Below are 12,375 nucleotides of genomic sequence, written 5' to 3' on the forward strand. Positions count from 1 at the left end.
CTGGAGGGGATCCGGCCGAAGGTTCACGCCCGCTGCCGGCCCGGAAAACTTGAACCCTCACCGGAGCGGACGCATCCTCATGCCTGAAAGGAATTTAAAAGGATGCCGCGATGCGTATCCCACCGAAAACGTGATCAGCGTCTCCATCCCAGGAGGTGGCTTCGATCCGATCGGAAGCCTCGTCCGACAGAGGGAATGCATAGCCGATTCTCGGCGACAGAGTGAGATACTTGCCGACGGGAATATTCAGCGCGGTGGACAGTGTCCCCGCGGTGAACGCGGAATAATCCCCCTCCTTGCCGGATGAATTCAGGAGAGTGTCATCGTCATCGAGGGTCTGATAGCCGAAGCTGGTTCCCAGATCGACGCTCATCCCGCACCAGGGCAGCGGGAAATTTCGGGAAAGATCCAACTGCACCCACCAGCCCGGGAAATGTCCGACTTCACGATAGGCCGTCAGTGCGATGTTCACCCACGGAAAGGCGTAGGAAAGCCCCCCGAAGACTTCAAAGGAATCGTCCCCCACCAGTGAATAATAGACGGTCCCTACGATTCCGTTGATACCCATGAACAACTCATGCGTGTAGGATGCCGTCACATCGGTTTCGTTCCAGTTGGCACCGCCAGTACCCTCTCCAAACCCCTCCGCCTCGTCCGTGTCCAGGTTTCCCCAGAAATTGACCGCAAACCCCTTGTAACTTGCCGTAAAGGACGGCTGGATGACGACGCTGTCTTTGCTGAACGCTACGCCTCTGAAGATGTATTGGCTCAGGGGCCGGCGGCCCCGAATTCAAAGTGAAAAGCCGGGGCTTCCCATCACATTCGCAGGGTGGCCGTCAACCGGAGGGGATGCAGGAGCAGATCCAGCGCATCCGTGATTCGGGAGGCTACCACGTCTGCAGCGAGAAGGGCTTCCACTGCAGCTCCCTCTTCCTGCATGACGATTATACCGAGAGCCGCACGTTTCAGCATGAGCTGGTCGTTGCGACCGTTGCCGATGCAGACACAATGGTCGTAACCCAGGGCTTCCACGAAATCCGCTTTGGCCTCGGCTTGATCTTCCTGAGCAATGACCAGGAGCTCACAGGGAAGATCCGAAAACTGAGAGCGAACGTCGCCAAAAGTATCGGCCGTGAGAACACATATTCTCAGATGTGACGCGAGCTCCCTGATCCTTTCAGGAACCCCCTCCATGAGCGCGCCATCGCACGCGAGTGTTCCATTATAATCCAGAATCAAACAGGACAGCTCCAAAGGCCCATAACCCGGTATGTCGATTCGCAGCATTTCACAACCTCCACCTCTCCACAACAATGCATTCCGTAAAGAAACGCCAGGCAAGAATATCGTGCCCGTCGGTTTGTCCTTCCTCCAGGAAAGGGAGCAATCTTACCATGCATGACGGGCACCGCCCTGTCTTAAAATTTACCACCTCACAACACTTTCCTGAAAATGCCGGCCTAAAGGCTCTTCAAACAATTCCCTTCCCCTGTTATCATGTTTTGGATGCAATATGCTCCAAGTAACTCGAAAATATTTCCTCTCACGGGCCGAAGCCGCTCTGTGCCGCTCCAGCTGTCATCAGATTTCTCTTGACACCCGCGTGAGGGTATTTATAGTGGCGCTCTATTATGTTATTTTTAACATAATAGAGCGCCAGAACCATTAACGCGTGCACTCGAGGCACGCTCCCCCCGGCAATCCACGGGGGTGCCCGCGCCGGCCCAAAAAATCTGGAGAATTCACGACAATGCCTATCGGTACCTACTCTTATGACGAATATTTGCATCTTGTGGAATCATTTCATGGCTATACAGCGCCAGGAGTGATTATCGGCGGATTCATGGTGGATCTGGCCAGGAAACATCTGCCGGAAGGGACTCTCTTTTACGCTATTTCCGAAACAAACAAATGCCTTCCAGACGCCATTCAACTCCTCACCCCATGTACCACGGGGAACGGCTGGCTCAAAGTGATCCATTTGGGACGCTATGCCCTGTGTCTCTATGACATGAACGAGGGCAGCGGCGTACGCGTCTTCATGGATGTCCGAAAAATGGATCAATGGCCGGAAATCAAAAGCTGGCACTTGAAGCTCAAACCCAAAGCGGAGCAGGACAAGGACCGGCTTCTGGATGACATCAGGCGGGCGGGCGAGGAGATTTTGAGTGTTCAGCGTGTGACGGTTCAGCCTCAATACCTCAAAAAACCGAAGGGAAGACGCATCGATGTCTGCCCCTTGTGCGGCGAGCCTTACCCGATTGGAGACGGAGCCATCTGCCGTGGATGCCAGGGAGAGGCCCCCTACCTGAGCACCGATGAACAAACGGCGCAGCCCGCTGCACCTCCCAATTTGAAGCCAGTCCCCGTGGAACAGGCTGTCGGAAAGGAACTGCTCCACGACATGACCCAGATCATTCCGGGAGAGAGCAAAACAGCGGCTTTCCTCCATGGACAGAGGGTTTCCGTTGGAGACCTTTGCCGGCTCCAGCAAATGGGACGGCAGCATGTCTACACTCAGGACGATATTCCCCCGCAAAGTGACTGGGTCCACGAAAACGAAGCCGCCATCGCCTTTGCCGAAGCCATGGCAGGGGAAGGTGTTGCATGCGCGGGCGCACCCCACGAAGGAAAAGTCGCGCTGGTTGCCTCCCGAAAAGGCCTCTTTGTCGCCGAAGTGGAGCGACTGGAGCAATTCAACACGCTGTCGGGCGTCATGTGTGCCAGTCTGAAAAGCTACAAGATGGTGGATGAAAAGCGGGCTCTCGCCGCAACCAGGGCCATTCCCCTCTATCTGCCCAAAACCGATTACCTCCGAGCCATGGCCATCCTTCAGAAGGGGCCGCTCTTTCGGGTTCTGCCGGTACGGAAAGCCAGGGTCGGCATTCTGGTGACCGGGAGTGAGGTCTTCCAGGGATTGGTGGAGGACAAGTTTATTCCCATTATCGGATCGAAAGTCGAAGCATTCGACTGCACAGTGGTTCGTTCAGAGATCGTTCCGGACAGCCGGGAAGCCATCAGTCGGGCGACTCGCGATCTCATCCAGGCCGGCGCAGACCTCGTCATTACGACAGCCGGGCTTTCCGTCGATCCCGACGATGTCACCAGGCAGGGGCTGGTGGATGCAGGAGCCACGGACATGCTTTACGGCACTCCCATCCTCCCCGGTTCCATGACCCTTCTGGCAAGGATCGGAAACGTCCAGGTCATGGGGGTGCCCGCCTGCGCCCTCTATTTCAAAATCACCAGCTTTGACATACTCCTCCCCCGCCTGCTCGCCCGAATTCCCATCCAGCGGGGCGACTTGGCAAAACTCGGGCACGGTGGCCTCTGCATGGAATGCAAGTCCTGCACTTATCCCAAGTGCGCCTTCGGGTACTGAGTACAGGCCTGCGAAAGGCTTCAATCCATAACTTCCCTGGTTCCTGCCTTCAGAGTGGGAGCCAGGGCATCACCAAGGCCTTTCAAGGTGAACTACCTGTCATTGCCGACAGCCACCATCTAAAGACCAACAGCTGAACACTCACGGATGCAGGTGCCCCATTTTGACTCATTTTAATAACATCCTCTATTAACTATAAAAAAAGCTTTAAATATTCCTCTGGAACAGAAATCGTTGTTGCTAAATGACCCATTCGCTCCGGCCACAGACACCGCTTTGGTTCTCAGACTTAGATAATACCTCGATTTTAATACTGAAACATTCAGTGGCGTGAATATGGCAAGCTGCGGGGGTGAGGCGCTTTTCTGTTTAGGAAAACGGCTCTCTGGAGGCTTTTTATTGTGGCAATTTGTGCCAATATTGGCATAATTCAAGCTCATAACAGGCTTTAGAACTGTTGCGGAGCCACGGTGACCCGGTCTGCGCTAACCCACAAAACAGTCAGGAGATGAGGATGGAGAAAAAGGCCCTCACAATCAATGGAATCCCCAGTATGATCATCGCCGATCCGGAGGCCTCGCTCGCGGATGTTCTCCGCAGGCAATTGGGGCTCACGGGGACGAAAGTCGGTTGTGGAACTGCGCAATGCGGCGCTTGTTCAGTTATCATGGATGGAAAGGTGGTCCGTTCCTGCGTCACTAAAATGAAAAAAGTCGAGGAAGGGGCACGGATTACGACGATTGAAGGGATCGGCTCCCCAGAAAACCTGCACCCGATTCAGGTGGCATGGATGGTCCATGGGGGTGCTCAATGTGGATTCTGCAGCCCCGGATTCATCGTTTCCGCCAAGGGGCTTCTGGATCAGAATGTCCATCCGACACGGGAAGACGTGCGCGACTGGTTTCAAAAGCACCGGAACGCCTGTCGATGCACGGGGTATAAGCCGCTGGTGGACGCGGTCATGGATGCGGCCCGAGTGCTGCGTGGAGAAATCAGCAAAGAGGATCTGGTCTACAAGCTTCCGGCGGATGGAAGAGTATGGGGAGGATCTCACCCAAGGCCATCGGCTGTCGCCAAAGTGACCGGGACCTGCGATTACGGCGCGGACCTGGGACTCAAGCTCCCGCCCAATGCCCTTCAGCTGGCGCTGGTCCAGGCTAAAGTCTCCCATGCAAACATTCTTTCCATCGATGCCTCCGAGACGGAAAAAATGCCCGGCGTCTACAAAGTGGTCACCCACAAAGACGTCAAAGGGAAGAACCGCATCACCGGCCTCATCACGTTCCCCACCAACAAGGGTGATGGCTGGGACCGTCCTATACTGTGTGACACGAAAATCTTCCAATTCGGGGACGCTATCGCCATTGTCTGTGCCGACACCATTGAAAACGCCAGAGCCGCAGCGGACAAAGTGAAGGTCGAACTGGAGGAGCTGCCGGCTTACATGAGCGCCCCTGCAGCCATGGCCGACGATGCCATCGAGATTCATCCCGGCACACCCAACATCTACTTCGAACAGAAGATCGCCAAGGGTGAAGAGACCGGCCCCCTCATGGCCCAGGCGGCTCATGTGGTAGAAGATGATTTCTTTGTGGGACGGCAGCCTCACCTTCCCATGGAGCCCGATGTAGGATTCGCGTATTTCGACGACCAGGGACGGTTGACCATCCATTCCAAGAGCATCGGAATTCATCTCCACCACGCCATGATCTGCCCCGGCCTGGGGATCGAGCCCGAAAAGCTGCGCCTTGTTCAGAATGCAGCGGGCGGCACCTTCGGTTACAAGTTCAGCCCCACCATTGAGGCACTCCTCGGAGTGGCCTGCATGGCCACCGATCGGCCCGTCTTCCTGAACTTCGATTACTATCAGCAGATCACCTATACGGGAAAACGCTCGCCCTTTTTCTTGAAGCTCAAATACGGGGCGAATGCGGACGGCAAGATCATCGCCATGGAAAGTGACTGGTCCGTTGACCATGGCCCCTACTCTGAATTTGGAGACCTTTTGACGGTACGGGGCGCACAATTCATTGGCGCCGGCTACGGCATTCCCAACATTCGGGGCATCGGGCGGACCGTCTGTACGAACCACGCCTGGGGGTCGGCTTTCAGATCGTATGGTTCGCCTCAGAGCGAGTTCGCCTCGGAAGTCCTCATGGATGAGCTGGCAGAAAAAATGGGGATCGATCCCCTCGAACTCCGTTACAAGAATGTCTACCGCCCCGGCGACACCACGCCCAGCGGTTGTGCGCCGGATGTCTACAGCCTGCCCGAACTGATCGACAAGATCCGCCCCCTCTACGAGGAAGCATTGGAAAAAGCGAAGAAGGAATCCACTGCGGAGAAAAAACGGGGGGTAGGAGTGTCCATCGGTGTTTACGGATGTGGCCTCGATGGTCCCGACTCATCGGAAAGCGCCGTAGAACTGACGCCGGATGGAATCACGGTTTATAGCTCCTGGGAGGACCACGGCCAGGGAGCCGACATGGGCTGTCTCGCAACCGCCCACGAAGCGCTGCGCCCCATGGGGATTCAGCCCGACAAGATCAAACTGGTCATGAACGATACGGCCATCACACCCAACAGCGGTCCTGCCGGCGGAAGCCGCTCTCAGGTTGTGACCGGCCAGGCGATCCGGGTCGGTTGTGAGATGCTGGTGAACGCCATGAAAAAGGCGGGGGGCGGCTACAGGACTTATGATGAAATGGTGGCCGAAAAGATCCCCCTTAAATACGAGGGCAAGTGGACGGCGTCCGCCTGTACCGCCTGCGATGAAAACGCTCAGGGAAATCCATTTCCCGCATACATGTATGGGGTTTTCCTGGCCGAAGTTGAAGTGGATGTCAAAACGGGGAAGACTCAGGTCCTGAAGATGACCTGTGCCTGCGATGTGGGCAAGATCGCCAACAAGCTGGTGGTGGATGGACAGATCTACGGTGGTCTCGTTCAAGGGATCGGACTCGCCCTCTCGGAAGACTTCGACGATCTGAAGAAGCATGTCAGCCTCGTGGGATGCGGCCTCCCTTACATCAAGGACGCCCCCGATGCCTTGAGCGCCATCTACGTGGAAACGCCACGGGAAAATGGCCCCTTCGGAGCATCCGGAGTGGGAGAGCTGCCGCTGACTTCGCCGCACGCATCCATCATCAACGCCATTTATAACGCCTGCGGCGTGCGCATCACCCGGCTGCCGGCTCTGCCGGAAAAGGTGCTTGCAGGGCTCAAGTCCGCCTGAATCGACTTTTGCCCATATCCTCTGAACAACGACATCTGATCAGGTTTCAGATATTCCAAAATGGAAACCTGATCAGGTGTTTCCGTTTTGGGGAACTGCAGTGACAAACGGATGAGACAATGCCAGTGAATGGGAAAGAAGCATGGACCAAAACGAGCTTCGGGAGCTTGAAAATCGTTGCATCCAGGAGCAGCCGCCGGCTTGCGCCGCCGCCTGTCCCGTTCATCTCGACGCACGGGCCGTCATGGCGGAGGTCGCCCGTGGAGATTTTACCGCCGCTGCCAAAATCCTGAAAAAGAGCATTCCCTTCCCCGGAATCATCAGCCGCATCTGTGACCATCCCTGCCAAGCGGCTTGCAGGCGAGGCGATGCAGGGGATCCTGTGTCCATCAGGGCCATTGAAAGGGCATGCCTGGACCATGCAGGCGAATTCTCTGAAAAATCTCTTCCCCTGCCCGGGAGGGACGGCCGGGCGGCCATCATTGGTGGCGGGCTGAGTGGCTTGACCGCCGCGTTCGACCTCGCTCGCAAAGGCTATTCCGTCGTCGTATTCGAACAAGCCCCTCAGCTGGGGGGGAGCCTGGGAATGTTTCCGGAAGAAATCCTTCCCTCTCACGTCATCGCCAGGGACCTGGAGGTCCTGGCGCAGGTCGGCATTGACATTCGACTTGGTGTGGAAGTAGGGACGGACATCTCACCCGAAACGATCTTTTCCGAATTCGATGCCGTGTACCTGGCTATGGGCGCTGACTTCAACAATAGTTTCGAGCTCCCCCTCAACAGCGCCGGGCTGCTGCCCGTTCATCCCGTCACCTTTGCCACAGGCCGGGAGAAAATCTTTGCGGGTGGGGGAATGACTCGAAACGAATCGGAACGATCTCCCATCCAGTCCATCGCCGATGGACGCCGAGCGGCCATCTCCATGGACCGTTACCTGCAGAAGGTCTCCCTTACGGCGTCCCGCATGGACGCAGGATCCCACTCGACGCGCCTTTATACTCGCACGGAGGGGCTTGTTCCCTCCGCCGCCGTTGTTCCCGAGAACACCTCCCAGGGCTACTCTGATGAAGAGGCCGTGCGGGAGGCCAGGCGCTGCATCCAGTGTCAATGCCTGGAGTGCGTGAAAGTCTGCGAATATCTGAACAGCTTTGGAGGTTACCCTAAGCAGTACGTCCGCCAGATCTACAACAACCTTTCCATCGTCATGGGACACCGGCACGCCAACAAACTCATCAATTCCTGCAGCCTCTGCGGTCTTTGCCGTGAAGTCTGTCCCGAAGACCTGCACATGGGCATGGTCTGCAGGAAGGCCCGGGAGCTCATGGTGGAACAGGGCAGGATGCCTCCCTCCGCCCATGATTTTCCCCTGCGGGATATGGCCTTCAGCAACAGTGAAAAATGCACGCTCATTCGCCATCAGCCCCGCACGCAGCGAAGCCGATTCCTTTTCTTTCCCGGATGTCAATTGAGTGGCTCCTCTCCAGACCACGTGCGGAAAGCATACGAAACACTGACGGAGAAGCTGACGGGGGGCGTCGGCTTGATGCTGCGCTGCTGTGGGGCACCCGCAGACTGGTCAGGAAGAACGGAGGCTTTCCAGGATATTCTGGAGGCATTCTCCGCGGAATGGCGGAGGATGGAAGAACCGGAAGTAATCCTCGCCTGTTCGACCTGCTATGAGATCTTCAAAACGCATCTTCCGGATGTTTCCATTCTATCGCTTTGGGAGCTGCTGGATCGATTCGACCTTCTCCCTGCGTCCGGACTGGAGCAGGGCCGGTCTGTTGCAGTCCACGACGCCTGTGCCACGCGCCATGAGCATCACATCCATGAAAGTGTCCGCAGTATTTTGAAGAAATGCGGACTCCAGGTGGAAGAGCTCCCCCTCAGCCGGGACAAGACCGAGTGCTGCGGCTTCGGAGGCCTCATGTTTTTCGCCAATCCGGAGCTTGCAAAAAGGAGCATCGAACGCCGGGCTGCGGAAAGCAGTGCGGACTATGTCGCCTACTGTGCCATGTGCCGGGATTATCTGGCTTCGAGGGGCAAGCGAACCTTGCACCTGCTGGATCTCTTTTTCGGAGCATCCATGGATGCCGCCGCTGAAAAAAGAGGACCGGGGTATTCCCAGAGACAGGAAAACAGGGTGCGGCTCAAGAGTGCACTCTTAAAAGAGGTCTGGAGGGAATCGCCGGCCCCAAAGGAAGACTACGAGAAAATTCAATTGAATGTGTCGGATCATGTGCGGGAGCTCATGGAAGCGCGTATGATTCTGGAAGACGATATCCGCCGGGTGATCGCTCATGCGGAAAACACAGGCAACAGGCTTTCAGACTCAAAAACGGGTCGTTTTTTAGCCCATCACAAGCCCGACAGCGTCACTTACTGGGTGGAGTATTCCCGAATCGAGGACACCTTCGTCATCCACAACACCTACAGCCATCGCATGGAAATCGTCGAGGACGCAAAGCCATGAAGGAAAACGAGCAGCACCCCCAAGAGAGGAGCTGGACCTGCGCCAGGTGCTCGATTCCCCTCGAGCAGGGAACAGTCAACATCTCCTATCTTGGCAGCATGTTCCCGGTGGAGCTTCTGAGATGCCCCCAGTGCGGTCAGGTCCTCATTCCGGAAGATCTGGCCCTGGGAAAAATGGCGGAAGTGGAAAAGCTCCTCGAAGACAAGTAGCAGGCAATCCAAAGAATGGGCAGGTGCGACAACCCTGGGGAACCATTTGCCACCTTGAGATTGTTCCACAAAAAAGTTACATTCATCGCCAGTTTCGAGGCGGTAAGAAAACTCGAAAAGATTAACATTGGCAGCAGTCTGCTCGAACACACACCCTGGGACAACGAAATCGCCTATGCATACCATGAATCTTTTCCAATCCATTGTGGAGCTCTTGAAAGGCCGGGAGAATTTCGCTCTTGCCACGATCCTGACGCGCTCCGGTTCGGCTCCTCGGGCCGTCGGGACGCGCATGGTCGTCCGTTCGGACCGGTCGATTCTGGGCACCGTGGGGGGAGGCATTCTGGAAGCCCAGGTGCAGAAGCTTGCGGCACAGGTCCTCCTCGACCGAACCACGATCCTCAGGGAATTCGACCTCACGGCGGAAGACGCCTCCAATATGGGCATGATCTGTGGCGGTGATCTCCAGGTCATGATCCAGTTCGTCGATGCAGACGATCCTTCCAACCTTCAGCTCTATGAAGCCGCTGTCAATGCGCTCAAAACCCGCAGGCGATCCTGGCTGATCACCGGCATTCCGACAAACGGCAGTGAAGCCTCTCCCAGGCAATCCCTGGCGACCAAAGATGGCTCCGTGGTCGGGTGGACTGGGGCACCGGACATCGCCTCCCTGACGCCCGCCCCCCTTCAGCCGCAACGCATCCGCCACAACGGGAGCGAATACCTTTTGGAGCCCCTGTGCAGCGGAGGGATCGTGTACATTTTCGGGGCAGGTCATATCTCTCAAAAGCTGGCTCCCCTGACACAGCTTGTCGGTTTCCATACCGTGGTGTTGGACGACCGCCCGGAATTTGCCAACCGCCGGCACTTTCAAGCCGCTGATGAGATCATCGTGCTCCATTCTTTCGAGAGTGCACTGGAGGGATTGGAACTGGATGACGCGAGCTACCTGGTGCTGGTGACCCGCGGCCATGCCCACGACAAGACGGTTTTGAAACAGGCACTCGCGTCCGGGGCCGGATATATCGGTATGATCGGAAGCCGGCGGAAACGGGATGGAATATACAGGGATCTCGCTTCCGAGGGGTTTGATGCCTCTCATTTCAGCCGCGTCCATTCACCCATCGGCCTGGACATTGGTGGGGAAACGCCGGAGGAGATCGCTGTCAGTATTGTGGCGGAACTGATCCAGGTGCGTGCGGGGAAGGGCCGGTGACCCACCCCTCCAAGCTCTGCGCCCTGGTGCTGGCGGCTGGATACTCCTCGCGCATGGGGGCCTTCAAGCCCCTTCTTCCCCTGGGGTCGACCACCCTTCTGGAAAGAGTTGTCAAGCTCTTCCAGTGTGCGGGCGTTGAAGATGTCCGGGTCGTGGTGGGACACAAGGCCGAATCAATCGAGTCTTTCGCGAGAGATCTCGGGGCCAGGGCCATTTTCAATCCTGACTACCCTCAGGGGATGTTTTCTTCCATCGTTGCCGGGGTGAAAGCTCTGGAGGCCGATGTCCGCGCGTTCTTTCTGCTCCCGACGGATATTCCGCTTGTCAGGCAGGCCACCATCCGGGCTCTCACGGAAGCCCACCGCCACCATCCCGGACGTATCATTTATCCCCGATTTCTGGACCTCCGAGGGCATCCGCCACTCATCCCCGTCGATGTCCTTCGTGACGAGCTTTCCGCCAATCCCCGGGGCGGTCTGCGCGACATTTTGAGCCGCCACGAAGGAGAGGCTGTGGATTTGGACGTGATCGATGAAGGAATCCTCACGGATTGCGACACCAGGGCGGACTTTGAGCGGCTTCAGGCGCGGTTGCTGGAGGAGCATTTCCCGTCGAGACGGGAATGTGAAGCTCTGTGGGCCAAATACGATGCTCCTGAAAAAGTCGTGAACCATTGCTGCATGGTGGCCGAATGGAGCCGGATTCTGGCGATTCGCCTCAACCAGGTCGGCCTCCCACTGGATGCCGGCCTCACCGCTGCGGCCGCCCGTGTGCACGACCTGCTGAAAGGTCACAAGGATCATGCTCGCGCTGGAGGCAACATCCTCCGAGAGCTGGGCTTTCCAAGGGTTGCCGACATTGTGGCCTCCCACATGGAGCTCCCATCGAAAGACGGAAGCTCCCGGGCCGAATTTTTGGACGAAAGCCATCTGGTCTACCTGGCGGACAAGCTCATCCGCGGAGACGAATTCGTTTCCCTCGAAGAACGCTTCAGAGGTTCCATCTCCAGGTTCTGCAGCAATCCTGAAATCCTGAGGGCTGTCCTGCGGCGCTACGAAGACGCCCGGAGAATCAAGATCCGCATCGAAGAGCTTCTGCAGACTCCGCTGGAAGATTTGGCCGTCGTGCATGAACGAAACCTGCGTGCCTGCCTTCACGGAAGGCACCGCACGCTTTACCTGGCGCGTCACGGAGCCATCGAGACAAACGGAAGGGGGCGTTCCTACATCGGCCAGCTGGAGCTGCCTCTCAGCGCCGAAGGCACTCGCCAGGCGGAAGGACTGCGGGAAAAACTCCGTGATACGCCCCTCGCGGCCATCTATTGCAGCGACTTGCAACGTTCGATGGATACGGCGGAAATCGTGGCAGAACCCCATGGGATAAAACCCCAGCCCCTGCCCGAGCTGCGGGAAATCCACCTGGGAAAATGGGAGGGGATGGATTTCGAAACAGTTCGCCGAGATTTCCCCGGGGAGTTTGAGGCCCGTGGGCTGGATATCGTCGGGTACCGGCCCCCGGGGGGAGAAAGTTTCCAAGACTGCGCCCTGCGCGTCATACCGGCACTTTACCATATCTTTCACAGCACCCGCGGCGATATCCTCATCGTCGGCCACGCCGGCGTCAACCGCATCATCCTCTCCCAGGCCATGGGAGCCGACCTGAAGGACCTCTTCAAGATCCGCCAGGAATACTGCTGCCTGGACCGGATCCTTTACAACGATCACCAATTTTCCATGGCGTGATTGTTCAGGGAACCGCTGTGGGGAGTCATTCCTGCACGGGCAGCACCGCCGAGGAAGACGCCCGCGCTCACCGGTGAAACCCCGACTTCAATATCTCCAACCAACCTGTTTCAGCACT

Annotated in this window: 7 protein-coding genes and 1 pseudogene; 6 read left to right on the plus strand and 2 right to left on the minus strand. The window is 57.1% G+C overall.

Annotated features, from left to right (window positions below):
• Positions 1-94 precede the first annotated feature (94 nt).
• Together MWC30_RS02740 and MWC30_RS02745 are read right to left on the minus strand one after the other, a co-directional pair.
• Positions 95-790, minus strand: a complete 696-nt coding sequence (locus MWC30_RS02740) for a TorF family putative porin (RefSeq protein WP_306423193.1) — start codon at positions 788-790, stop codon at positions 95-97.
• 26 nt (positions 791-816) lie between these two features.
• The gene (locus MWC30_RS02745) at positions 817-1,287 is read right to left on the minus strand and encodes an HAD family hydrolase (RefSeq protein ID WP_244082621.1); all 471 of its coding nucleotides are present in this window, start codon (positions 1,285-1,287) and stop codon (positions 817-819) included.
• Positions 1,288-1,750: 463 nt separating this feature from the next.
• Between MWC30_RS02745 and MWC30_RS02750 the strand changes: the two genes are divergently transcribed.
• The 6 genes and pseudogenes from MWC30_RS02750 to MWC30_RS02775 all read left to right on the plus strand — a co-directional run bounded on the left by MWC30_RS02750 (position 1,751) and on the right by MWC30_RS02775 (position 12,257).
• Entirely contained in the window at positions 1,751-3,382 is a 1,632-nt protein-coding gene (locus tag MWC30_RS02750) for an FmdE family protein (protein ID WP_244082622.1), read from the plus strand.
• Positions 3,383-3,896: 514 nt separating this feature from the next.
• On the plus strand, positions 3,897-6,617 hold the full coding sequence (locus MWC30_RS02755) for a molybdopterin-dependent aldehyde oxidoreductase (RefSeq protein ID WP_244082623.1): 2,721 nt from the start codon (positions 3,897-3,899) through the stop codon (positions 6,615-6,617).
• Between the two features lie 133 nt (positions 6,618-6,750).
• Positions 6,751-9,090 (plus strand): annotated as a pseudogene (locus MWC30_RS22835) (pyridine nucleotide-disulfide oxidoreductase/dicluster-binding protein); the annotation flags it as partial.
• The gene (locus MWC30_RS02765; protein ID WP_244082625.1) at positions 9,087-9,299 is read left to right on the plus strand and encodes a DVU_1557 family redox protein; all 213 of its coding nucleotides are present in this window, start codon (positions 9,087-9,089) and stop codon (positions 9,297-9,299) included. The pseudogene MWC30_RS22835 and the gene MWC30_RS02765, both read left to right, overlap by 4 nt.
• A gap of 175 nt (positions 9,300-9,474) precedes the next feature.
• Positions 9,475-10,515: an XdhC family aldehyde oxidoreductase maturation factor gene (locus MWC30_RS02770; RefSeq protein ID WP_244082626.1), complete on the plus strand. Its 1,041-nt coding sequence runs from the start codon at positions 9,475-9,477 to the stop codon at positions 10,513-10,515.
• On the plus strand, positions 10,512-12,257 hold the full coding sequence (locus MWC30_RS02775; RefSeq protein WP_244082627.1) for a DVU_1551 family NTP transferase: 1,746 nt from the start codon (positions 10,512-10,514) through the stop codon (positions 12,255-12,257). Before MWC30_RS02770 ends, MWC30_RS02775 begins: the two co-directional genes overlap by 4 nt.
• Positions 12,258-12,375 lie beyond the last annotated feature (118 nt).

Origin of the sequence: Desulforhabdus sp. TSK, from assembly GCF_022836495.1 — a bacterium.
GTDB lineage: Bacteria > Desulfobacterota > Syntrophobacteria > Syntrophobacterales > Syntrophobacteraceae > Desulforhabdus.